The following is a 22,046-nucleotide window of genomic DNA, read 5'->3' as shown; positions in this document are numbered from 1 at the left end:
CCATCGAGTCGAATCGGCTGAGCACTGGGGTCCACCATCCACACCGTGAGTCACAATGACTACGTGAGCTTCGAGTTGTGTGAAGACGCGTCGGCCGGCCAGTGGCTGATCGATCAGAATTTGCCGTGGTACCGCTTGGCCGGTCGCGGTCCGGTCGGGTTCGAGAAGTACTTGCGGGTGTTGTTCATTCCCGATCCTGACTTTCCGGGGCAGCGCACCAGCGACGTCGACTTCGAGCAGAAGATCAGCGAATTGGCACAGGTCGGCGTGGCACTCGACCTCCTGTCTCACTACACGACCACGCCGGACGAGTGTTACTTCGCTCTGTGGGACGGATGGAGTTCGATCGACATCGCCTCACAGCCGAAGTTCGAGGTCCCCAACCGTGACTATTTTCTCTTTCGAGGTTCACTCGCGGACTACGTGAATTGGAGCAGCGACGATCCACTCCTCTGGCCGTACGGCGACTCACCCGATCCCGCGTTCATCTGGCCTGCCGATCGTGCGTGGTGCATCACCAATGATGTCGACCCTCATTTCGCCACGGTCGCAGGCAGCGCCGAGGCCGTCGACCGCGTTCTGGCCGAGACGGCCATCGATACCGTCACCGATCATCCCGACATCGAGCCGCCCTACTGGGACTGACCCACTCGGATCGACCGACCGCGCATAGTGCCCACGAATTGGGTACACCGGATGCATGCCGGAACTACCCGAAGTCGAAAACGCCCGACAGGTCGTCGAGAAAGCTCTCGGTCGCGTCATCGTGGACATCGATGACACCGACACGTTCGAGTGCCGACCACACATGCCGGGCGATATCGCCCGCGCACTGACGGGCGGGAAGCTCACCGAAGCGCGTCGACGAGGCAAGGCGATGTGGTGCGAAACCGTCACGGCAGACGGCTCGAGCGGCCCGACTCTGGGCATTCACCTGGGCATGGGCGGACGCGTCATCGTCACCGCTCCCGACGGTGAGCGGACCTCGCAGTACGGAGGCGGCGATCCACATGTCGGTGAGCGTCCGACCGACAAGCCGGAGTGGACGCGGTTCTCCATGACGTTCGACGACGGTGGGCACCTCCGACTCTTCGACAAGCGCCGCCTCGGCCGGGTTCGACTCGAACCCGATATCGACGCTCTCGGTCCGGACGCTGCGGAGATCACGCGAGACGACTTCCGTCACCGAATCGGTTCCAGCGGTGCACCTCTCAAAGCGAGGCTGCTCGACCAAGCGGCGATAGCGGGGGTCGGCAATCTATTGGCCGACGAGGTGCTGTGGCAGAGCGAGCAATCCCCGTCCAGGCGAGCCAAGACACTCACGACAGAGGAGCTCGACGACCTTCGCGTCGTTCTGCGTCGTGCGATCAGATCAGCGACGAAGAAAGGCGGCGTGCACACCGGCGAGATCATCCCCTTCCGAAAAACGGATGCGGCGTGCCCTCGATGTGGTGCCCCGATGACACGCGGAACGGTGGGCGGACGCACGACCTGGTGGTGTTCTCGCGAGCAATCCTGATCTCGTCCAGTGCGTGGGACGGTGCTCGATCGCGCTGTAGGACAGCATTTTTCGATAAAGTCAAGCGAATCCTGGATGCGGCACAACTACACCGGACGGCGTACGGTGTTGGCAGCTTCGGACGTCACCGAGGCTGCCGACTTCGCCGGAGGGTGCATGCTTTCGACCGCCGACACAGACCCAGCTCCTCACGTCACCTATCTGCCTCACCGTCATTGTTTCGCCGTCTGGCACAGCACCCCGGAGGCGACACTCGAAGGAGAGTCCACCCCCATCGAGCTCGCGCTTCCCGGCGCGGACGGAACCGTTGCCGTTCGTACCGTAGGCGCGCAACTCGTGGCAGCGAACGCCGGCGAGCTCCGAACCGCAGCCCGCTCTGCGACAGGTCCATCTGCTCGCGGATGGTTGGCGATCCTGAACCACGTCGAGGACAACCCCGACGTGAGTGGGATTCCCCGAGCTCTCGTCGATGCACTCCCGCCTGCGGCGCACGCAGTTCCCAACACCGGCGGGTCGAGCATGTTCACAGCACACGGTGCCGCTGAGGCACTCCGCGCCAGCCTGCACCTGCAGAACCATCTGATCGAGCATGCGTCGGCCTTCACGCCCAGGCCCTATCAAGTGCACGGTGCGGCCTGGATGCCGACCGTTCACGAGGTGGGAGGCGGCGGAATCCTCGCCGACGAGATGGGGCTGGGCAAAACGCTCCAGGCCATTTCGCACATGATCGTCGGCGCGCGTCGAGGCGAAGGAAACTACCTGGTTGTGTGCCCGACGTCGTTGATCAGCAACTGGCGGCGAGAAATCGAGAATTTTTCCGACGGCGAATTGGTCGTCAACGTATACCGCGGGCCGTCCCGCACCCTCGAGGAATGCGCCGACGCAGGCTCGGTGACAGTCACCGGGTACCCCACTCTGCGCATCGATACCGAACGATTGTGTGAAATATCCTGGAACACAGTGTTCTTCGATGAGGCGCACGTCATGAAGAACTCCCGGACCAAAATAGCGCGGGCGGCGCGTCGGCTCGATGCCACCACACGCATCGCCCTGACCGGTACACCCGTCGAGAACCGCATGGACGAACTCTGGGCCTTGATCGATCTCACCAACCCCGGTTTGCTCGGAACCCGGGCTCGGTTCACCCGACGATTCTCGGCACCGATCGAGCAGGAAGGCTCGGCGGCCGCACTCGCACAATTGTCGAGCGCCATCGCGCCGGTCGTCCTTCGCCGGACGAAGGCCGAAGTTGCCACGGATCTACCGCCGAAGCAGCACATCGATGTCTTGTGTCCGATTTCGAGTGAGCAAGTAGCACTCTACAATTCGGCCGTCGAAGAAGCATTCGATACCGGGTTCGGCACCAACCGCGGCCGTGGAACAGCAGTGTTGGCCCTATTGACCTCACTCAAACTGATCTGCAACCATCCTGGGCTCGTCAACGGCGACTTGTCTCGGTTGGCCGATCGCTCGGGCAAACTCGACAGGCTTACCGAGATCATCGAAGAACTTGCCGAATCGTCGCAGGCTGCGCTCGTCTTCACCCAGTACCGCCGGACCGGAGAAATCCTGGCGCAGCATCTCGCAGACATCACCGGAGCCCCGATTCCGTTCTTTCACGGCGGGCTCGACGTGGGCGAGCGCGACAGGATGGTCGACGAATTTCAGAACAGCGACCGATCCCCCGTCATGGTCCTCAGCCTGAGGGCGGCGGGGTACGGCCTCAATCTCACCCGTGCCAGCACGGTGATTCACTACGACAGGTGGTGGAACCCCGCCGTCGAGGCGCAGGCCACAGACCGAGTTCACCGTATCGGGCAGAAGTCCGGGGTGACGGTCATGGCACTGACGACGGAGGGGACACTGGAGGAGCATATCGCTTCACTCCATACCCGGAAGAAGGCGATCGCCGGATTGACCGAGAGCAACAACGAGTCGGCTCTGGCGGCGCTCGACGACTCGACATTGCGAGAAACGCTGTCGCTGCGGGCGGTGACGCGCTGATGGCCACAACACCGCAGCCTGCCGCCTTCGGGTCGACGCCCTGGGGGAAAGACTGGATCAGGCGAGTCGAACCCATCGCCGTCACCCGGCCGAACCCGATGCTCCCGCGAGCACGAAGCCTGGTGCGCAACGACGCAGTTGCAGTGGACCCCAGCAAGATCGGAGAGTTTCGCTGCGTCGTGTCAACGGGCAAGAAGGTCGAGACCGCCGTGATCTCCCTCCCCCGGTATGGAGCGGGCGAACGGAAGTTGGTGCTGCGCATCCTCGCCCGCCACACGCGCGGGGCCGTAGCCAGCGGAGACCTCCCCGACGAGGTCCACGCCGAACTCGTAGCGAGCGCACTGTCGCCGGTCCCGAACGTAACCGAAACGTCCTGCACGTGCTCCAGAAGAATCGATCCGTGTCTCCACGTGACGGCCGCTACCTACGCCGTCAGTCTGATCGTCGATCAGATGCCGACGTCGGCATTGGCCGTCCGTGGAGTCGATCTGTCGGCTACAACCGTGTCGACGGACTTTCCACGGCGTTGGATGCCGATAGAAAGTGTCGATGCCACATCGTTTTTCGGCTGAGCCGAGACTGTGCGACTCAGACCAGTCCGCTGGTCAGGAAGTCGCTTCGACTGCCAGCCGAGCGAGTGTGTCGTTCAGCTGGTCCTCGGTGACCAGCGGGAACTTGATCTGCTGCAGAAGCTTTTTGTCCGTCACCTTCGACCAGTCGTAGGTGTGGCGCACCAACGTCTCGTTGGGACCCTGAGACTCCAACTCCCACAGCCACTCCCAGCCGGGAGGCTCGTTGCCTGCGGGTGCCGTCTTCCATGCGAGCAGCTTGTCCTTGATGTAACCGCTGACATGGTTGTCGGTTTGGTACTCGCCTCCCATGTGATCGCCCTGCATGTTCATCGTGAACTTCTCGCCGACCTTCTGAATGCGGTCGGCGTGGTCCACGCTCCGGACGAACCCGGATCCGTCGAGAGCCTGATGACGCTCGGGGTTGGACAGCACATCGAAAACTGCGTCGACGGGCGCTTCGATGGTGCGTTCGACTGTGACCTTGGTGTTCTCTGTCATGCCTACCGCTTGCCCAGAACTCGCCACCTTCAATCGCCGAGCCACGGAAGACGCGACGCCGATGTTGCAGTCCCCCTGCATTCGAGCGTTTTCTGAAACTTTTTGCAACCTATTGCAACAACCTGAACGTCGTGTGAAAGTGGTTACACACAGCTCGGGTTGAGATGTACGCAACAGGACCGAAATGAGGAACCGTGGTCGCAAAGTTGAAGGACGTTGCCATCGAGGCCGGAGTCTCCATGGCGACTGCCTCGCGAGCGTTCACTTCGGTCGACCTGCTGGCCCCGCACACTCGACAGCGGGTATTGGAAGCCGCTCGCCGGATCGGCTACGACGCACCGGCACCGACGAGGGCGCGCACCATCCTCGTCCTGGTTCCCGACGTGTCGAACGCCGTGTACGCGAGAATGTTGCGGGCAATCCAGGAAAAGCTGTGGCCGGGTCGTCACCGCATGCTTCTTGCCGACACCGCCGAGGATCCGGCACGCGAGATCGAGTTGCTCGACACGGTCGGCCGAGAAGCCGACGCGGTGATTCTGTGCTCTCCCCGATCGAACCCAGCGGACGTGGCCCGGGCGATCGGTTCGACCCCACTCGTCGTCGTCAACGGCGAGTCGAACGGCTCTCCCGTTATCTTGATGGATGTCGAGCAGGGTCTGCGTCAAGCTGCAGAACATCTACAGTCTCTCGGGCACCAGTCTTTCGTCTACGTTCCTGGCCCGGCGGCCTCGTGGGCCAACCGCACGCGCGCGCAAATCCTGTCCGACCTGTCGTCCGAGCGAGGGTTCGACCTTGCGGTCGTCGGCAACCAATCGGCGGACGTGCACGGTGGGTTGGCCGCGGCCGCGGCTGTGGCGGCAAGTGGCGCAACGGCGGTAGTCGCGTACAACGACATGGTCGCCATGGGAGTTCAAGCCGGAATCCGTTCCCTCGGCTATCGGTGCCCGACCGACATCAGCATCGTCGGTATCGACAACGTCGATGTCGCAGCAGCATCGGATCCCGGTCTGACCACGGTGATGGTCGACATCGAGAGCAGCGGGTCCCTGAGCATCGGGCTCATCATGGACCAAATCGACGGAAAGCCATGGCGTGAGGGCTCGGTTCGATTGCGATCCCAGCTCATCGTCCGTGGGTCGACGGCCCGACCGCCGGAATCCGCACCCCGATCTGCTCGCAGCGCGCGCGAAATCGAACGCAGCGCGTCAACCTCTCGTTGAAGAAAGAGACGAACAATCATGTTTCATCGATCGAAGTGTGCCGTTTTCACGGCTGCCGTGGTCACGATTCTCGGGATGACCGCGTGCGGTAGCTCGACCGTGGACCGTCCCAATGATTTTCCCGAGGGCTCGACCATGGCCGAGTTGGCGGCGGCACCGAAAATCAAGGTGGGCGCGTCACCGAACCAACCTGGTTTGGCCGAGCTGAACCTTCAGCACGACTGGGAAGGGTTCAACATCGATCTGGCGGTGTTGCTCGTCGAATCCTTGGGCGTGTCCAGCGATGACATCGAATGGGTTCACACCACCGCCGCCAACCGAATTCCCTTTCTGAAGCAGGGGAAGGTGGACCTGTTCGCCACAGCCCTAGCCATCACTCCAGCGCGCGAAGAGGCCATCTCGATCTCCGGACCTTACCTCGACACGGCCCCTCAGTTGATGGTCAGAAAGGACGACGCCGAACGCATCAAGTCGCTCCAGGATGTTCCTGCAGGCACCAAAGTGTGTGTGCTACAGGGCAGCCAGGGACAACCACGCGTGGCGGAGTTCATCCCGCAGGCGGAGATCTCCGAGTTCAACACTCTGACGAACTGCGTCCGGGCACTCGAACAAGGCACCGTCGATGCCATCGACTCGACCGCACCGCTGCTTGCGGGATTCGTGGTCGACAAACCGGACGAGTTCGCTCTTGCGCCCATGACGTACGGCGACGGTGAGAAGTGGGGTATCGGTTTGGCCGACGATCGCAGCGACCTGTGCGAGTACTTCAACGAACAGCTGACGCAGGCTTTCGACGACGGCACCATCGAGGAACTCTGGGACCGCCATATGGGTGCCTCCGGCCTGAAGGCCCCAGTCGCCCCCGAATCCATGACCAGCTGCTGATGCCCGGACCGATTCGGGAAAGGACCTACTCGACATGAACGCAATCATCGACAATATCGACGTCTTCTGGGAAGGGTTCGTCAATACCGTTCTCCTGGTGGTGATCTCGGGACTGATGTCCATGGCGGCCGGATTGGTGCTCGCGTCTTTCGCGATCTCGCCCATCCCGCTACTACAGAGAATCAGCGGCATCTATGTCGGACTCATGCGGAACATTCCCGCCGCAGCGCATCTGTTCTTCACCATCTTCATACTCCCCCTGCTCGGCGTACGTCTGTCGTTCTTCGCACTTGCCACCATCGGCATCACGTTGTACTTCTCGGCCTACTACTGCGACGCAGTCCGTTCCGGTATCAATGCCATCGGCCAGGGCCAACTCGAAGCATCACGCGCCATCGGGCTACGCAAGGCGCAGACGCTTCGGTTGATCGTGTTGCCTCAAGGACTACGTAACTCCGTTCCACCACTGATCAATACGACGATCGCACTCGTCAAGGTGACCGCAATTGCCGGCGTCTTCGGCGTGACCGAATTGTTCGGCGCAATGCTGCAACTCATCAATACCAACGATTCGGCCGTGATCGCACTGATGCTGTTCACCGCACTGCTGTACTCGGCAATAACTGTTCCGGCCGGACTTCTCGCGGCCGCCGTGGAACGAAAGGTTGCGTTCACTTCCTGATGACTACAACACTTTTCGAGCAACCAGGACCAAGGGAACTGCGCCGGATCCGGGCGTGGACCGCAGGCGGGGCCATCCCCATCGTCGCGGTGGTCGCCCTGGCGGCAATAGTCCTGAACAACGCGGACCTGTTCGACCCCGAGATATGGTCGGTACTCGGTCGCGCCGACCTCGCCGCGGCGCTGCTCCGCGGTGTACTCGCCACCCTGCAGGTCGCCCTGTTCACGGTGGTGCTGTCACTGTTCTTCGGTCTGCTGCTCGCGCTTGCGCAGATGTCGTCGAATCCGATGGTCAATGTCCCTGCCCGGATCTGGGTTCAGACACTGCGCGGACTGCCGGAACTGCTCCTGGTCTTCTTCATCTACCTGGGTGTGCCGGCGGCCACCGGTTTCAACATCAGCACCTTCTGGGCGTTGGTCATCGGACTCGTACTCTGGGAGAGCACGTCCATGGCCGAGGTGTTCCGCGGTGGATTCCACGCCCTCCCTCGCGGCCAGAGCGAAGCTGCGATGGCAGTGGGGCTGCGCACCGTCAAGACGCTCCGATTTGTCCTACTCCCCCAGGTCGTACGGCAGATTCTGCCCAGTCTCGTCAGCGAGATGGTGCGCGTCACCAAAGCGTCGTCGCTCGGTTTCGTGATCGGCTACACCGATCTGCTGCTCACTGGAGAACTCGCGATCGAATATCTCGGCGGAGAGTACGCAGCACCGGTCTTCGTCGCCGTGGCTGCTCTGTACGTGCTGCTGTGCCTCATTCTGGGTCGACTGTCGAACATATTGAGTGAAAGGCTTCACTGACAATGACTTTCGTAGAACACAAGGGTTCCGATCATGAGCAAGGTGCATCCTTGCGGGAGGCCGGAACGATGATTTCGGTCAAAGGAGTTCAGAAGTGGTTCGGCAGCCATCAGGCGTTGGCCGATATAGATCTCGAGGTCTCGACCGGTGAGGTCGTCGTCATTCTGGGGCCCTCCGGTTCCGGCAAGTCGACCCTGTGTCGAACCATGAATCGATTGGAGCCGATCGACGGTGGCGTCATCGAGATCGACGGTGTGCCGCTGCCCGAGGAGAGCGCCGAACTCGCCCGGCTGCGCTCGGAAGTCGGAATGGTGTTTCAACAGTTCAACCTGTTCGCACACATGACGGTACTCGAGAACGTCATGCTCGGTCCGGTTCAAGCTCGAGGCGTCGACGCCGGTGAAGCCCGTACGCACGCAATGGATCTCCTCACCCGTGTCGGAGTCGAATCTCAAGCAGACAAACGCCCCGCTCAGCTCTCGGGTGGCCAGCAACAACGTGTCGCCATAGCGCGGGCTCTCGCGATGAACCCCAAGGTGATGCTGTTCGACGAACCGACGTCGGCTCTCGATCCCGAGATGATCAAGGAGGTCCTCGACGTCATCGTCGAACTGACCAAGGGAGGCATGACGATGGTGGTGGTCACGCACGAGATGAAATTCGCGCAGACCGCTGCCGATCGGATCATCTTCATGGCAGACGGGAGAATCGTCGAAGAGAGCACGCCCGACGTGTTCTTCACGGACTGCAAGACCGATCGAGCACGCGAGTTTCTCGCCAAAGTGCTCTGACATCTCACCCGCATCACTGAAATGAGCCTTCTCACAATATGACTCGAAAAATAGTCGACGCCCGCGTCATCGTCACCAGTCCTGGACGAAACTACGTCACTCTGAAGTTGACGACCGACGACGGTCTGATCGGGTGGGGCGATGCCACGGTCAACGGCCGGGAGCTCGCTGTTGCCAGTTACCTTCGCGATCATCTCGCGCCGTTCTTGATCGGTCGCGACGCCGAGCGCATCGAGGACACCTGGCAGTACCTCTACCGTGGTGCCTACTGGCGTCGCGGACCGGTCACGATGGCCGCCATCGGGGCGGTGGATCTGGCCCTGTGGGACATCAAGGGCAAAGCCGCCGACATGCCGGTCTATCAGCTCCTCGGTGGTGCTGCGCGCGACCGTGTTCTGACCTACACGCACGCCACCGGTTGGGACCTGCCCGAGCTTCTCGAATCGGTGAACAAGCGCCGAGACGAGGGGTTCCGTGCTGTCCGTGTGCAATTCGGCGTCCCCGGTCTGGACAAGGTGTACGGCGTCACTCGTGGTTCGGCAAGTTACGAACCCGCGGGGCGCGGCGTCGGCCCTGTCGAGGAGCAGTGGGACACCGCCGCGTACCTCCGACACGCACCGGACATGTTGGCGGCCGTACGCGAGGCGGTCGGACCCGAGTTGCACCTGCTGCACGACGTCCACCATCGGCTCAATCCCACCGAGGCAGCGCGACTCGGCAAAGCCCTCGAAGCGGTGAACCTGTTCTGGCTCGAAGACGTGATGCCCGCCGAGAATCAACAGCTGCTCCGCACGGTCCGGGCGCACACGACGGTTCCACTGGCGATCGGCGAGGTGTTCAACACCGTCTGGGACTGCCAGCAATTGATCACCGAGCGTCTCATCGACTACATCAGGACTGCGATCGTGCACGCGGGTGGCATTTCGCACGTCCGCAAGATATTCGCTCTCGCAGAGATCTTTCAGGTCATGGGTGCGCCGCACGGTCCGTCGGATGTGTCTCCGATCAACCTGTCCGCGTCGTTGCACCTGGGTCTGGCCACCACCAATTTCGCGATACAGGAATTCATGGGTTATCCCGAACAGGTCTCCGAGGTGTTCCGCCCGAGCTACACCTACGACGACGGCTACCTACATCCAGGCGATGCACCCGGCCTCGGCGTCGAGGTGGACGAGGCTGCCGCCGAACGCTTTCCGTACGAACGCGCGTATCTGCCGGTCGCACGTAATCTCGACGGTTCGGTGAAGGACTGGTGACGATCATTCGTACTCCGTTGCCCCGTTTGTCGGCTGCCACGGCCCCACCGTCGTCAACGGGTAGAAACCGTCCACCGGAACGAGGCATCGTCCACCTCGGTCTCGGTAACTTCCACCGGGCGCATCAAGCCGTGTACACCGAGGCAGCACTCGCGCATCAGGACGGTGCCTGGGGCATCCTGGGCGTCGCAAGTAGATCCGGAACGGTAGCCGATGCCTTGCGCGCGCAGGACCTGAGGTACTCGGTGGCGGAAATCTCGCCCGCGGGCGCGACCTACAGCGTTCCTTCGGTTCATACCGGCGCGCTTGTGGCCGCTCGGGAACCGGACGACGTCGTCGCTGCGATCTCGGATCGGACCACGAAGATCGTGTCCTTGACTGTGACCGAGAACGGGTACACGTACAGCCCTGCCATCAAGGGTCTGCAACTCGACCACCCTGATATCGCTCATGATCTTGCCGGCGGTGCACCGAGATCCACCATCGGCTTGATCGTCCGCGGATTGCAGGGGCGCGTCGCGCACAACACGCCTGTGACGGTCCTGAGCTGCGACAACCTGAACGACAACGGTGAGCACACTCGAAGACTGGTGCTGGAGTTCGCAGCCCAGCTGCCGGGCTCCGAATCAGGTGAGCTCTCGACGTGGATCGAGCAGAACGTGGCGTTTCCCTCCACGATGGTCGACCGAATAGTCCCCGCCACCACCGACGCTCATCGGTCGAACCTCTCGCGCGACATGGGTTTCGAGGACTCGATACCCGTGGCTGCCGAACCGTTCAGCATGTGGATTCTGGAGGACAACTTCGCCGCCGGTCGGCCGGCGTGGGAAGCCGGCGGTGCAGTGTTCTCGGACCAAGTCGGCCGGTACGAACAGCTGAAAGTACGACTGTTGAACGGAACTCATTCGCTCATAGCGTATTTGGGTGCCCTGTCGGGCGCGGCGACGATACCGGAGTCGGTTGCACAGAGCTTCGTCGAACGGGCCGCGCACACGATACTGCGGGACGAGTATCTACCGAGCGTGGACGTTCCCGATGGCATAGATCCTGACCTGTACGAGGAACAACTGTTCGTCAGATGGAGCAACACGGCGTTGGGGCACCGTACACAGCAGGTGGGGTCCGACGGTTCGGTCAAACTGCGAGAACGTATTCCGGAACCAGCGATGATGTTCCGTGAGGCCGGGCGGACTCCCCACTTGATGGCTTTGACCACAGCGGCGTACTTGAGCTGCCTGGCCCCGATCGACGGCTTCGATCCAGGACCTCATGCGACCGCCATGCAGGATCCGGCGCGAGGATGGCTTTCCCAGCTTGCATCGCGAAGCACATCAGGTGCGCAGATGGCGAGGGGCGTTCTCACCGACCGGCGGTTGCTCGGTGACGACATCGCCGACTGGGTCCCGTTCGTCGAACGAACCGGCGAGTTGATCGATGTCATCGTCGGACACGGAATCGACGCAGCGACGTCCGAAGCATTGAAAGGTGATCGATGAACCGCAGGAGCGAGCCGTCGGCGCTACTTCGCCAGACCCGCGTCGTAGCTGTCCTACGTGCAAAATCTGCCACCGAGTACGCGCCGGTCGTGGAGGCACTGATCGCCGGTGGGGTTGTGAGCATCGAACTGACCCTGAGCACCCACGGCGTCATCGACGAGTTGCCGAAGCTACTGCAGCGATTCGGTTCAGACGCCGAACTCGGTGTGGGCACCGTGACAACACCCGACCAGGCGAGCGAGGCCATCGATGCAGGTGCCGCGTACCTGGTCACACCGATCACCGAGACACCGATCATCGACATCGCGATCGATCGAGGGGTGCCGGTGTTTCCTGGCGGGTTGACTCCGACCGAACTACATCGCGGCTGGACGGCAGGTGCCACCGCAGTGAAGGTCTTCCCTGCTTCGAAGGTCGGTGCGAACTATGTTGCCGACCTACGTGGACCATTTCCCGATATCGAAGTCATTCCCTCGGGAGGAGTGGGCATCGCCGAGGCGGCCGCGTGGATTCGAGCAGGCGCGGTGGCGGTGAGCATGGGCGGGCCTCTGCTCGGCGACGCGTTCTCCGGTGGAGACATCCGTGAATTGACAAGGCGTGCCGAAGAAATACGCCGTGTCGTGGATGAGGCGGCGGCACTGTGAGGTCGCGACTGTCCGCTCCCTACGTCGTGACCTTCGGCGAAACCATGGCGCTGTTCCGCAGCGAACATCCAGGACCGTTCGCCCATGCCGGAAACGTGGCAGTGGGAATCGGCGGGGCCGAGTCCAACGTCGCGATCGGACTGCAACGGCTGGGTACTTCGGCAGTCTGGTGCAGCAGGCTCGGCTCCGATGCACCGGGTGAGTTGGTACGCAGAGAGATCAGAGCCGAGGGCGTCCACGTCGTCGCGCCCGAGGACTGCACTGCTCCTACCGGCGTCATGGTCAAAGAACTCAGAACGCCCTCCATGCAGCGGGTGACCTACTATCGCGCACACAGCGCGGCATCACGGATCACCCCCGACGACGTCGACTCCGACATCGTGTCGGGCGCAGCCCTGTTGCACGTCACCGGGATAACTCCTGCCCTGTCGGCGCAAGCCTCCGAGACCTGGCGTCAGGTGATCGCTCGGACTCGCGACAGCGGTGTGCGCGTGTCATTCGACGTGAACTATCGCAGCGCTCTCTGGTCGAGCGACGTTGCTGCCCAGGTCTATCGAGACATACTCCCCTTCGTCGACGTCGTGTTCGCGGGCGAGGACGAAGCTGCACTCGTGCTCGGGCCCGCTCACGCCGACGACCCGGAATCACTGGCCCGAGGGCTCGCCGAGTTCGGCCCCTCGCAGGTGGTCATCAAGCGCGGCGCCGACGGTGCCCACGCGATCATCGATGGCGAGACCTACCGACAGGATGCGATCTCGATCGATCCCGTCGACACCGTAGGAGCGGGCGATGCATTCGTCGCGGGCTACCTCGCCGAGTTGATCGACGGCCACGATGCCGCACAGCGGCTGCGCACCGCCGTGCGGACCGGAGCCTTCGCATGTCTGGCCCGTGGGGACTGGGAGGGGTTACCGCGACGAAGTGAGCTCGATCTGCTCGAGGGGTGCGAACCCGTCATCCGATGAACGGGTGATCGACGGTCGAGCAGTTCCTCGTTGTCGGCTTCCACGCGACTGCACAACCGTCAGAGAATGCGACTCAAGAATTGTTGTGTACGAGCGCTTTTGGGACTGTCGAAGAACTCGCCGGGAGGTGCCTCTTCCACGATCTTCCCGTCGCTCATGAAGACGACCCTGTCTGCGGCCGCTTTCGCGAAGCCCATTTCGTGGCTGACCACCACCATCGTCATGCCCTCGTCGCGTAATCGAAGCATGACGTCGAGCACTTCGTTGACCATCTCGGGATCGAGGGCAGACGTGGGCTCGTCGAACAGCATCACTTCGGGCTTCATCGCCAACGCTCGGGCGATCGCCACGCGTTGCTGCTGTCCACCGGACAGTTGCGATGGGTAGTTCTCCCCCTTGTCCGCAAGGCCGACGAGGTCGAGCAGTTCCTGAGCTTGCCTGCGCGCCTTGTCCTTCTGCGTGCCTAGGACATGACGTGGACCCGATGCGACGTTGTCCAGCGCCGTCATCATGGGAAACAGGTTGAAGCTCTGGAACACCATTCCTGTGTGGTGCCGCTGCTTGGCGATCTGTGCCTCCGACAGCGGCGTTCGCTTGGCCCCTTCCGAGAAGCCCATCATCTCGCCGCATACTCGGACGGTCCCGGATTCGATCGTTTCGAGGCAGTTGAGCGTGCGTAGCAAGGTGCTCTTTCCACTTCCCGACGGCCCGAGGAGCAGGACCACTTCCCCCTTGTCCACCGTGAAATCGATGTCGTCGAGAACGACGAGATCGTTGTAGGCCTTCGTCATATTCCTGACCTCGACCATCGTCGTGGTCTTCGTGGTCGCAGATGTCGCACTCGTCATCGGTTCACGGCCTCGGCTTTCATCGCGCTGTCGTCGATCTTCGGACTCGACGGGCCGCCCTTACGGCGGTAATTGCGGTCGTATCCACGCCCTACTCGTACTTCGATCATCTTCTGAATCAACCCCCACAGAGTCGTCAGCACCAGGAAGTACAACGCTGCCGCGCAGAGCCCTTCCAGCACTCGGAAATTCACCTGCACCAAGAACTGTGTGCGTCGCAGCAGTTCCTGTACGGAAATGACCGACACCAGAGTTGTGGTCTTGAGCAACCCGTTGAAGCTGTTGCCGAGTGGAGGAATCATCACCCGCAGCGCCTGTGGAAGAACCACCACGCGGAAGACCTTCGTGGGTGACATGCCCAGGGCCCGTGCCGCTTCCGTCTGTCCGGTGGGAACCGACAGCAACCCGGAACGGACTATTTCCGACAGGTATGCGGCTTCGTTGAGAACCAGGCCCACGAGTGCCGCCTCGATCACACCCAGTTTGATGCCGACCTGAGGCAGTCCGGTGTAGATGATCACCAGCTGCACCAGTAGAGGCGTGCCGCGCATCAGCCACACGTAGAACCCGGCGACTATCCGCAGGGGCACGAGCTTGGATGATCGCGCGGAGGCCACCACCACTGCGAGAGCGAGTCCGAGGATCATGCTGACCACGGTGAGCCAGATCGTGACCCACGCGCCTTCGAGCAGCTGAGTGCTCGTCAGGATGGAGAAGAATGCGTCCCAGGACCACATGGGGGTGCCTTTCGACTTGCGTTGGTCGGATCAGCTGTCGAGAGGACCGGTGCTGACGGCAATATCGCCGTCGTATCCAGTGACGTCGTACTGCTCGAACAGCTCGGGCAGATATCCATCGCTCCTCATCTCCGACAGCACTCGCGCCACCTCAGCGGAGGATTTGCTGCCCTTGGCGAATCCCATTGCCAGGGGTGCCTCGTTGATTCCACCGACGGCTGTCTCGAAGCGTCCGTCTTCCTGGTAGAACGACGTGACCGACTCGACGATGGAGGTGCCGTCGAGCTGTCCCGCCGAAAGCGCCTGATAGGCATCGGCATTGGTTTTGAACGTCTGCACCGTCAGCGCCGGCTTTCCCTCGGCCGCGAATTGCTCGGCCATGGCGGTCAGCGTGTCGAATTCGTATCCGGGCGCTTCGACCCCGATGGTCTTGCCCGCCAGGTCGTCCACGCTGGAGATCGATTCGGGGTTGCCCGACGGCACCGAGATCGAGACTGCCTGCACCTCGTACGGAACGAGATCGATGGTCTCGGCACGTGCAGGCGTGTAGAACATGCCGGTGTCGATCATGTCCCAGCGGCCGGCCTGCACACCGGGAATCTGTGCCTCGAACTCGATGTTGACGAACTTCGGCGTCAGACACAGGCGCTTGGCGATCTCCTTACCGAGGTCGACGCGCATGCCGATCACGTCGCCGTTCGGATCGACGTACTGCATCGGCGGAAGAGTCGCGTTGGTGGCCATCGTCAGTACGCCTTCTTCGGCGAGGTCCGAAGCACCGAGCGTGGGTGTGCAATCCGTCGGCGCGGCTGCGGAATCGTCCGAGGAACTACAGGCAGTGAGGCCGGCCACCACAACAGCGATAGCGGCGAGTCCTGTTAACTTGCGCATTGAGCGAGCCTTTCGATATCGACTGCAGCACTACACGTTCGAGGACGGGGCGGCAGCGATGATGACGGAGTGATTCGAGAAGGGTCGATCCTTTGGGATCGATTGCATCAAGCGTCGCAGACGAATTCGGAGGCGTCAACGCGGTTAACACTGCCGACACGCGGTACATCAACTGTTAACCGTTCGCACGTGATCGCGCTCCCCGTTCCTGCGATCCGAGAACGTCGATCACAGTGCGGCACACGACGCCCGCTCCACCAGACGAGCACCGATTCGATACGTACGCCCGTCGGGTTCGAGTGAGTCCTTGATCTGCTGGAACAACAAGTCCATGGCCACGTTGGCCAATTGGGCCGCGCCGTTGTCGACGACTGTGATTGCCGGCTGCCACATCGCGAGCCACGGCATGTCCTCGTGGCAGATCATCGACAACTCGTCCGGTACCGACACACCTCTGCCGACGAGCGTGGGCAGGATGCCGAAGACAGCCTCGTGGTTGGCCGCGTACAGAGCAGTCATTGCCTGGGGTGCATCCAGTAACGAGTTGATCGCTTCGGCACCGAATTCCGTGGTGAACGGACCTTTCCGGACGATCGTCTCGTCGACCGGAACACCTGCGTCGGCCAGCGCCAGTCGATAACCCTCGTAGCGCTCACGTCCGGACGTCGCATCCTCGTTTCCACCGATATAGCCGATACGACTGTGCCCGAGCTCGATCAGATGCGCTGTCGCATCGCGAGCACCCGTGACGTCGTCTGCCAGCACCGTCGACGCCGAACTCCCCTTTACCGAACGGATCAGGTTGACCACCGCGCGGCCCTGCTCCAGAAGCGCATTCGACGCCGCCGCACTTCGACCGCTGCCGATCACGATGGTTCCGTCGACGCCGTGCTCGCCCAGCATGGCCAGTACGTCGTCCTCGCGCGCCGGATCGGCATCGGTGATGCAGAGCAGGACCTGAAATCCGCTGGCTGCCGCCCTCTTCTGGACGACCTCGGCGACAGTGTGAAAGGTCGCGTTGAGCAGGTTGTTCATGACCAGACCGATCAAGTGCGACCTGTTCGAGCGCAGCGCGCTCGCAGCCCTGTTCGGCCGATACCCGAGAACGCGGGCCGCATCCTCGACCGCTGCCCGTGTCTCCGCGGAGATCAGTGACGATCCACTCAATGCGCGTGATGCCGTGCTGCGCGAAACCCCAGCAGCGCTCGCAACGTCGATCAAGGTGACCGCCATCGGTTCTCCGTTCTCTTGCTTCACGCCTCGGACAAACACATTCGACCGTGGTCGCGTTACAAGTACGTTTCCGGCTTGACGACTCGACCACCCCGAAGGCAGTCTATGCAATCGATCCCACAAATGCGGGTACGACGCGTCGTCGATCGTCCCGAGCCCGAAAGGCACTCCCATGAATCGCGATGATGTCGCGTGGTCCGGTTACTGGCCCGCTGCCCCCACACCGTTCACGCAGTCGGGTGACGTCGACACCGAGGCAATTTTCGACCTGATGAATCTCTACGCGCAGACGGGTGTTCACGGTGTGCTCGTGAACGGCAGCACAGGCGAATGGTGCAGCCAGAGCGACCACGAACGAAAGACCGTCGCGGAAGCGTCGATCGATGCAGTCGCGGGCCGCTTCCCTGTAGTGATCGGTGTCAGTGCGTACACAGCTGCGCAGTCCTCCGCGCTCGCGAAGCACGCTGCTTCCGTCGGCGCAGACGGCATACTGGCAACGCCTCCGCCCTACGTACACACCTCGGCGGAAGAGACCTATCAGTACTACCGAAGCGTCAGCACCGCAACATCGTTGCCGTTCATGGCCTACAACTGGCCACGAGGCGTTGCGGTCGACATGGGGACCTCACCCGACCTGTTCTCTCGACTGGCCGACCTGGAGAACGTCGTCGCGATCAAAGACAGCACCGGTGATTGGCTCGCCATGCTCGACACCGTCGAGGCCGTGTCCGATCGCGTCCGTGTATTCGGGAGTTTCCTGCATCGACGTGGCCTTGCCACGCTGCTCGAACTGGGCGGGGACGGCAACATCGACGGCGGCGGGGTGGGCGCGCCCTTTGCGGTGCCGTTCTACGAGGCCGTCGCTGCACGTGACGCCGACACCGCACGCATGTGGGTCGATCGCTATCGCGCGTTCTCGGGCCGGCTCATCGCCTCGGACTACAGCGGCGTGTACGCCTCCCCCATCCCCCAACTGAAGGCCGTGATGAACCTTCTCGGCCAGCCGGGAGGTACCGTGCGCGAACCGTTACTGCCGGTCACCGACGCCGACACGCTTGCCGCGCTGCAATCGGTCATCGTCGAATCGGGTATCGACGATGCCTACGCGACCGTAGGAGCCGTTCATGCGGTCTGAGGTCGACGTCGTTGTCATCGGAGCCGGAATCGTCGGTGCAGCAACGGCTCTCGCCCTCACCCGCGCGGGATCCCGCGTTGCTGTGCTCGATCGCACCCTACCCAACACCGCCGGCTCCGGTACGACTGCAGGCAACCTGCACATCCAGACCATTCACACGCGCAGGCCTGGGCAGGGCACAGCCGTCGACGTCGAACAACTGCTTCCACTGCAGAAGTCGACGAGCACGCTGTGGAACACACTGGACGAGACGGTGCCCGGTCTCGGGCTGAACCGGTGCGGCGGGTTCATGGTGGCCGAAACCGAGGAGCAGGTCCACGCCCTCATCGCGAAGCACCGATGGGAACGAGCTGCGGGGATCCCGACGGAGGTACTGAGCGGCGACGAGGCTCGGCAGGCGCTACCGTTGCTCGGCCCGAGCATTCAGGCCGCAACCTGGTGTCCGTGGGACGGATTCGCCGAACCCGACCTCGCCGGTCCTGCCCTGTTGCGGCAGGCCGCGGCCGAAGGAGCGTCTGTACATCCGTCGACACCGGTCACTGGATTGACCCGCGACGGTGATGTCTGGACAGTAACTACCAACGGTGGAACGTGGATTGCACCCGTGGTGATAGACGTTGCAGGGCCGTGGATGGCTCCGATCGCGGCTCTGGCAGGGGTATCGCTCGATCTCGTCCCGACCTCGTTGCAGATGCACTCGCTCGATGCCGCACCTCGGACACTCGAAGTGCTGGTACAGCACGTCGGGGAGGGAATGTCGATCAAGCAGAATCGAACGGGACGCCTCGTCCTCGGCGGCGGTTGGCCTGCAGGTGCGTTCCACGACAGCGAGACGGCCCCGAGCAGATCCGACAGCACCACAGGAAACCTGGAGCAGGTCCGACGGCTTCTGCCTGCGCTGGGCCACAATGCGCTTCTCGATACCTGGACCGGGCCCGTGGTCACCACACCCGACGAAATGCCGGTCATCGGCGAACTCGCCGGAACCCCGGGACTTTTCGTGGCAGGCGGCACCTACTCCTTCACGTTCGCCCCGTTGTGGGGGCACATTCTCTCGGACCTGGTACACGGCACCGAACCCGACGTCGACGTATCAGCGTTCTCCCCGAACCGTCTCGTCCGGCTCCGGACTCACTGAAAGAAGGCTTCGCATGGCACTGGTCACGATGTTCGTCAACGGACAGGCGATGTCCGGCGGCACCCTGAACGACGCGTTGCACAAGGCGCGATTCGTGGGGAAAGTCGATACCGCACCGAAATACCGATTCTTTTCCGTGCGCGACGAATTCCCCGGTTTGCACCCGGTCGCAACCGATGGATTCGTGGTACCGGGCGAGCTGTACGAGGTCGAGTACGACGTATTGCGCGACGAGCTCCTTCCCAGAGAGCCGAGTGAACTCGAACTCGGGGTCATCGAGTTGGCGGATGGCTCGGGCTCCCTGTCGATGCGAATGCGCGAGAGCTACCTTTCGGCCGCGGGCGTCACCGACATCAGTGACCGCGGCGGATGGCTGACCTACCTCGCGAGCACACGATGAAGGTCGTGCGCGGCGGAACGGTCGTCGAATCCCATTGGGCCGCTCCGGCAGACCTGCTCATCGACGACGGCAGAGTCGTCGCGGTGCTCACCCCAGGGAGCGAGGTCGACGCGGCAGCGGAGGTCATCGACGCAACCGGGAAACTGGTCATGCCGGGTGGAGTCGATCCGCACTGCCACGTCGGGTTCACCTCCGGTGAATTCACCTCTCTCGACTCGTACCTCGAGTGCACGACGGCGGCCGTGTTCGGCGGCACCACCACGATCATCGACTTCGCTATCCCACGTCCCGGTCAACAGCCGTTGGACGCCGCCGAGGTGCAACGAGCGAAAGCGTCGAGCGGACTGTGCGATTCGGCTCTGCACGCCTGCGTCGTCGAGTGGACCGCCACCACCGCCGACCAGTTGAAGACTCTGGCGGACGCCGGCATTCGGACGGTCAAGATGTTCACCACCTATGCCGGTGAGACGATGGCGAACGAACACACCATCCTCAACACGATGCAGGCCACTCGCGATCTCGGCGGAATGGTCATCATCCACTGCGAGTCGGACGCTATCGTCACCGATGCGCAGAACCTCGCAGCCGTGTCGGGCGGAGTCGATGCAGCACACATGTCGCAGACGCGGCCGGAGCTCGCCGAGACTGCCTCGGTGGCCGCCATTCTCGCGATCGCCGAATCACAGAATGCGCCGGTCTATTTCGTGCACCAGTCGACTCCGGCTGCAGTCGAATTGGTCGCGGACGCCCGCAAACGAGGGCTCGTCGCCTTCACCGAATCGGTCGCCCACCATCTGATCCTCGACGACTCGGCCTACGCGGGTGAACAACCCGAACGTTTCGTCTGCTGCCCACCGCTGCGCTCGGCCGAGGTGGTCGAGGAACTGGGGCGTCACCTGTTCACCGGGCACATCACCACCATCGGTTCCGACCATTGCTGCTACGACACCGCACAGAAGCAGGTGCACAGCCACGACGTGCGTCATATGCCCAACGGACTCCCCGGAGTCGAGACGCGCCTTCCGGTGATCTACTCGCACTACGTCGACGGATTGGGTCTGACGGCAAGCAGATTCGTGGAGTTGACCTCGGCTAATCCAGCACGCACCAATGGCCTCTATCCACGCAAGGGATCACTGATGCCGGGGTCCGACGCCGACATCGCGATCTGGGATCCCGAACTGGAATGGACGGTGACCACCGAAACGCTGCACATGGCGACCGACTACACCCCCTACGAGGGGCATCGACTTCGGGGAAAGCCGGTCACCATGATCGTGGGGGGCGAGATTGTTGTCCACGACGGCGAACTCGTCGACGTCACTCCCCGCGGACGCCACCTCGAGGCGGCGCCACTCGACTTCAGCGGAGCATTCAGCATGTGAGGCCCGGACTTCTACCGTCGGCTGCCTCGACGTGGTGCTACTTCGGACTACTTGTCGGCGAGAGCTACTGCCGCCGCCAGGTATTCACGTGCGTCTCGAAACGTCTGCGCGACCCCACGTCCCGCGATGGCGTGATATCGACTGATCTGATCGTCATCGAGCGCGTCGAGGACGGTGCTGGAGTCCGCGTGCATCCATCCACCGTCTCGGACCAGTTCGTGGGCACGTTTGCCGTGCAGGGCAGAAATGCCCTCGACCCTGATCCCCTTCGGATCGGTCGACGCCGCGAGGTAGTAGGCCTTCTTGCCGGAGTAGCCGGCCTTGACCTTCTCGCGCAACCGGAAGACGGCATCGGCCGCGTCGTCGATAGCCGATGCCTGTTCGTCGGAGCCCGATTCGGCGGCAGAGATTCGCGCGATCTCCGCATCGATCGCAGAAAGCAAAGTGGCGAGGTATTCGGGATCGCTCATAGGCCCATGATGCCCTAGAGCAGTGACCTCTCGAACCAGCACCCGACTGGAGAGTATTGACACCCGTACCGCTCGGGGGTCAACCTGACCGACCGCACGGTCCAAATGCCTGCCGGCGATGTCATGGGCCGCTGACGAGGCGGAGTTCCCCGAACGGTTGCCCGCACCACCTGCAACTTCCACCGATGTAGTCGTGGCCGTCTTCACGCTCGCATTCGTCGACTGCGCATCCGCTGCCGCACGAGAGCATCTGGCCACATCGGCACCGCTCACCGTCACAGCCCGGGTGGTGACAGTCACGCGGCATACAGACGAAAAAGACGGCCCCGGATTTCTCCGAAACCGTCTTCGACCTGCAATGTGTCGGGCTGACAGGATTTGAACCTGCGACCACTTGACCCCCAGTCAAGTGCGCTACCAAGCTGCGCCACAGCCCGCCGCGCCTCGAAAGGCGCTTGCTGAGATTACCCCAGCCCTACC

At 62.5% G+C, this 22,046-nt stretch carries 23 protein-coding genes and 1 tRNA gene; 17 read left to right on the top strand and 7 right to left on the bottom strand.

Annotated elements, in window-relative coordinates; genetic code table 11:
* The first annotated feature begins 45 nt into the window (after window positions 1-45).
* From CH295_RS21330 to CH295_RS21315, 4 genes are all read left to right on the top strand, one after another.
* On the top strand, window positions 46-645 hold the full coding sequence (locus tag CH295_RS21330) for a hypothetical protein (protein WP_252342131.1): 600 nt from the start codon (window positions 46-48) through the stop codon (window positions 643-645).
* Window positions 646-700: 55 nt separating this feature from the next.
* Complete coding sequence (locus CH295_RS21325; RefSeq protein WP_094741882.1) at window positions 701-1,519, top strand: Fpg/Nei family DNA glycosylase; 819 nt, start codon at window positions 701-703, stop codon at window positions 1,517-1,519.
* 75 nt (window positions 1,520-1,594) lie between these two features.
* Window positions 1,595-3,523: a DEAD/DEAH box helicase gene (locus tag CH295_RS21320; protein ID WP_252342130.1), complete on the top strand. Its 1,929-nt coding sequence runs from the start codon at window positions 1,595-1,597 to the stop codon at window positions 3,521-3,523.
* Window positions 3,523-4,095 carry a hypothetical protein gene (locus CH295_RS21315; RefSeq protein ID WP_141217066.1) on the top strand — a complete coding sequence of 191 codons (573 nt, stop codon included), beginning with the start codon at window positions 3,523-3,525 and terminating at the stop codon, window positions 4,093-4,095. Before CH295_RS21320 ends, CH295_RS21315 begins: the two co-directional genes overlap by 1 nt.
* A gap of 33 nt (window positions 4,096-4,128) precedes the next feature.
* Here the strand turns inward: CH295_RS21315 and CH295_RS21310 are convergent, their stop codons facing one another.
* A complete protein-coding gene (locus tag CH295_RS21310) occupies window positions 4,129-4,593 on the bottom strand; it encodes an SRPBCC family protein (RefSeq protein ID WP_037189215.1) in 465 nt (154 codons plus the stop codon).
* Between the two features lie 194 nt (window positions 4,594-4,787).
* Between CH295_RS21310 and CH295_RS21305 the strand changes: the two genes are divergently transcribed.
* From CH295_RS21305 to CH295_RS21265, 9 genes are all read left to right on the top strand, one after another.
* Window positions 4,788-5,813 (top strand): LacI family DNA-binding transcriptional regulator, encoded by a 1,026-nt coding sequence (locus tag CH295_RS21305; RefSeq protein ID WP_094741880.1) that lies wholly within the window; start codon window positions 4,788-4,790, stop codon window positions 5,811-5,813.
* 99 nt (window positions 5,814-5,912) lie between these two features.
* Entirely contained in the window at window positions 5,913-6,698 is a 786-nt protein-coding gene (locus tag CH295_RS21300; RefSeq protein ID WP_212556200.1) for a transporter substrate-binding domain-containing protein, read from the top strand.
* 34 nt (window positions 6,699-6,732) lie between these two features.
* Window positions 6,733-7,380, top strand: coding sequence for an amino acid ABC transporter permease (locus CH295_RS21295; RefSeq protein ID WP_037189213.1), 648 nt, complete (start codon window positions 6,733-6,735; stop codon window positions 7,378-7,380).
* Entirely contained in the window at window positions 7,380-8,177 is a 798-nt protein-coding gene (locus CH295_RS21290; RefSeq protein ID WP_094741879.1) for an amino acid ABC transporter permease, read from the top strand. The genes CH295_RS21295 and CH295_RS21290 overlap by 1 nt, the downstream gene beginning before the upstream one ends.
* Window positions 8,178-8,245: 68 nt before the next feature.
* On the top strand, window positions 8,246-8,968 hold the full coding sequence (locus CH295_RS21285; RefSeq protein WP_037189953.1) for an amino acid ABC transporter ATP-binding protein: 723 nt from the start codon (window positions 8,246-8,248) through the stop codon (window positions 8,966-8,968).
* A 38-nt stretch (window positions 8,969-9,006) separates the two neighbouring features.
* Window positions 9,007-10,224 carry a D-mannonate dehydratase ManD gene (manD, locus tag CH295_RS21280; protein ID WP_094741878.1) on the top strand — a complete coding sequence of 406 codons (1,218 nt, stop codon included), beginning with the start codon at window positions 9,007-9,009 and terminating at the stop codon, window positions 10,222-10,224.
* Entirely contained in the window at window positions 10,221-11,720 is a 1,500-nt protein-coding gene (locus tag CH295_RS21275; RefSeq protein WP_252342129.1) for a mannitol dehydrogenase family protein, read from the top strand. Before manD ends, CH295_RS21275 begins: the two co-directional genes overlap by 4 nt.
* Window positions 11,717-12,364: a bifunctional 4-hydroxy-2-oxoglutarate aldolase/2-dehydro-3-deoxy-phosphogluconate aldolase gene (locus CH295_RS21270; RefSeq protein WP_094741877.1), complete on the top strand. Its 648-nt coding sequence runs from the start codon at window positions 11,717-11,719 to the stop codon at window positions 12,362-12,364. The genes CH295_RS21275 and CH295_RS21270 overlap by 4 nt, the downstream gene beginning before the upstream one ends.
* The gene (locus tag CH295_RS21265) at window positions 12,361-13,329 is read left to right on the top strand and encodes a sugar kinase (RefSeq protein WP_252342128.1); all 969 of its coding nucleotides are present in this window, start codon (window positions 12,361-12,363) and stop codon (window positions 13,327-13,329) included. Before CH295_RS21270 ends, CH295_RS21265 begins: the two co-directional genes overlap by 4 nt.
* A 59-nt stretch (window positions 13,330-13,388) precedes the next feature.
* Here CH295_RS21265 and CH295_RS21260 read toward each other — a convergent pair whose 3' ends face one another.
* The 4 genes from CH295_RS21260 to CH295_RS21245 form a co-directional block, all read right to left on the bottom strand.
* Window positions 13,389-14,120 (bottom strand): amino acid ABC transporter ATP-binding protein, encoded by a 732-nt coding sequence (locus tag CH295_RS21260; protein WP_288143195.1) that lies wholly within the window; start codon window positions 14,118-14,120, stop codon window positions 13,389-13,391.
* Between the two features lie 53 nt (window positions 14,121-14,173).
* The gene (locus CH295_RS21255; RefSeq protein WP_094634473.1) at window positions 14,174-14,914 is read right to left on the bottom strand and encodes an amino acid ABC transporter permease; all 741 of its coding nucleotides are present in this window, start codon (window positions 14,912-14,914) and stop codon (window positions 14,174-14,176) included.
* Between the two features lie 30 nt (window positions 14,915-14,944).
* Complete coding sequence (locus tag CH295_RS21250) at window positions 14,945-15,805, bottom strand: ABC transporter substrate-binding protein (RefSeq protein WP_037189208.1); 861 nt, start codon at window positions 15,803-15,805, stop codon at window positions 14,945-14,947.
* A 228-nt stretch (window positions 15,806-16,033) separates the two neighbouring features.
* Window positions 16,034-17,038 carry a LacI family DNA-binding transcriptional regulator gene (locus CH295_RS21245; RefSeq protein WP_037189949.1) on the bottom strand — a complete coding sequence of 335 codons (1,005 nt, stop codon included), beginning with the start codon at window positions 17,036-17,038 and terminating at the stop codon, window positions 16,034-16,036.
* 172 nt (window positions 17,039-17,210) lie between these two features.
* Here CH295_RS21245 and CH295_RS21240 point away from each other — a divergent pair, with 172 nt between their 5' ends.
* From CH295_RS21240 to hydA, 4 genes are read left to right on the top strand one after another with little or no spacing between them, the layout of a single operon-like run.
* Complete coding sequence (locus CH295_RS21240; RefSeq protein ID WP_094741876.1) at window positions 17,211-18,173, top strand: dihydrodipicolinate synthase family protein; 963 nt, start codon at window positions 17,211-17,213, stop codon at window positions 18,171-18,173.
* Window positions 18,163-19,311, top strand: a complete 1,149-nt coding sequence (locus tag CH295_RS21235) for an NAD(P)/FAD-dependent oxidoreductase (RefSeq protein ID WP_094741875.1) — start codon at window positions 18,163-18,165, stop codon at window positions 19,309-19,311. The genes CH295_RS21240 and CH295_RS21235 overlap by 11 nt, the downstream gene beginning before the upstream one ends.
* Window positions 19,312-19,324: 13 nt before the next feature.
* A complete protein-coding gene (locus CH295_RS21230) occupies window positions 19,325-19,711 on the top strand; it encodes an allophanate hydrolase-related protein (RefSeq protein ID WP_094741874.1) in 387 nt (128 codons plus the stop codon).
* The gene (gene hydA / locus CH295_RS21225) at window positions 19,681-21,096 is read left to right on the top strand and encodes a dihydropyrimidinase (RefSeq protein ID WP_252342127.1); all 1,416 of its coding nucleotides are present in this window, start codon (window positions 19,681-19,683) and stop codon (window positions 21,094-21,096) included. Before CH295_RS21230 ends, hydA begins: the two co-directional genes overlap by 31 nt.
* Window positions 21,097-21,143: 47 nt before the next feature.
* Here hydA and CH295_RS21220 read toward each other — a convergent pair whose 3' ends face one another.
* Window positions 21,144-21,566: a phosphate acetyltransferase gene (locus tag CH295_RS21220; RefSeq protein ID WP_094634476.1), complete on the bottom strand. Its 423-nt coding sequence runs from the start codon at window positions 21,564-21,566 to the stop codon at window positions 21,144-21,146.
* 363 nt (window positions 21,567-21,929) lie between these two features.
* Window positions 21,930-22,003 (bottom strand) — tRNA-Pro (locus CH295_RS21215).
* Window positions 22,004-22,046 lie beyond the last annotated feature (43 nt).

It is taken from the genome of Rhodococcus sp. 14-2483-1-2 (assembly GCF_002259405.1).
In the GTDB taxonomy this organism is placed as follows: domain Bacteria; phylum Actinomycetota; class Actinomycetes; order Mycobacteriales; family Mycobacteriaceae; genus Rhodococcoides.
Note: the sequence above shows the minus strand (reverse complement) of the source record. Positions and strands in the feature narration are given on the sequence as shown.

What these genes read in the sequence shown, in the direction of transcription:
- CH295_RS21325 (WP_094741882.1), top strand. Translation starts at nt 701, where the DNA reads ATGCCGGAACTACCCGAAGTCGAAAACGCCCGACAGGTCGTCGAGAAA.
- CH295_RS21320 (WP_252342130.1), top strand. Translation starts at nt 1,595, where the DNA reads ATGCGGCACAACTACACCGGACGGCGTACGGTGTTGGCAGCTTCGGAC.
- CH295_RS21315 (WP_141217066.1), top strand. Translation starts at nt 3,523, where the DNA reads ATGGCCACAACACCGCAGCCTGCCGCCTTCGGGTCGACGCCCTGGGGG.
- CH295_RS21310 (WP_037189215.1), bottom strand. Translation starts at nt 4,593, where the DNA reads ATGACAGAGAACACCAAGGTCACAGTCGAACGCACCATCGAAGCGCCC.
- CH295_RS21295 (WP_037189213.1), top strand. Translation starts at nt 6,733, where the DNA reads ATGAACGCAATCATCGACAATATCGACGTCTTCTGGGAAGGGTTCGTC.
- CH295_RS21290 (WP_094741879.1), top strand. Translation starts at nt 7,380, where the DNA reads ATGACTACAACACTTTTCGAGCAACCAGGACCAAGGGAACTGCGCCGG.
- CH295_RS21285 (WP_037189953.1), top strand. Translation starts at nt 8,246, where the DNA reads ATGATTTCGGTCAAAGGAGTTCAGAAGTGGTTCGGCAGCCATCAGGCG.
- manD (WP_094741878.1), top strand. Translation starts at nt 9,007, where the DNA reads ATGACTCGAAAAATAGTCGACGCCCGCGTCATCGTCACCAGTCCTGGA.
- CH295_RS21270 (WP_094741877.1), top strand. Translation starts at nt 11,717, where the DNA reads ATGAACCGCAGGAGCGAGCCGTCGGCGCTACTTCGCCAGACCCGCGTC.
- CH295_RS21260 (WP_288143195.1), bottom strand. Translation starts at nt 14,120, where the DNA reads ATGACGAAGGCCTACAACGATCTCGTCGTTCTCGACGACATCGATTTC.
- CH295_RS21255 (WP_094634473.1), bottom strand. Translation starts at nt 14,914, where the DNA reads ATGTGGTCCTGGGACGCATTCTTCTCCATCCTGACGAGCACTCAGCTG.
- CH295_RS21250 (WP_037189208.1), bottom strand. Translation starts at nt 15,805, where the DNA reads ATGCGCAAGTTAACAGGACTCGCCGCTATCGCTGTTGTGGTGGCCGGC.
- CH295_RS21245 (WP_037189949.1), bottom strand. Translation starts at nt 17,038, where the DNA reads ATGGCGGTCACCTTGATCGACGTTGCGAGCGCTGCTGGGGTTTCGCGC.
- CH295_RS21240 (WP_094741876.1), top strand. Translation starts at nt 17,211, where the DNA reads ATGAATCGCGATGATGTCGCGTGGTCCGGTTACTGGCCCGCTGCCCCC.
- CH295_RS21235 (WP_094741875.1), top strand. Translation starts at nt 18,163, where the DNA reads ATGCGGTCTGAGGTCGACGTCGTTGTCATCGGAGCCGGAATCGTCGGT.
- CH295_RS21230 (WP_094741874.1), top strand. Translation starts at nt 19,325, where the DNA reads ATGGCACTGGTCACGATGTTCGTCAACGGACAGGCGATGTCCGGCGGC.
- hydA (WP_252342127.1), top strand. Translation starts at nt 19,681, where the DNA reads ATGGCTGACCTACCTCGCGAGCACACGATGAAGGTCGTGCGCGGCGGA.
- CH295_RS21220 (WP_094634476.1), bottom strand. Translation starts at nt 21,566, where the DNA reads ATGAGCGATCCCGAATACCTCGCCACTTTGCTTTCTGCGATCGATGCG.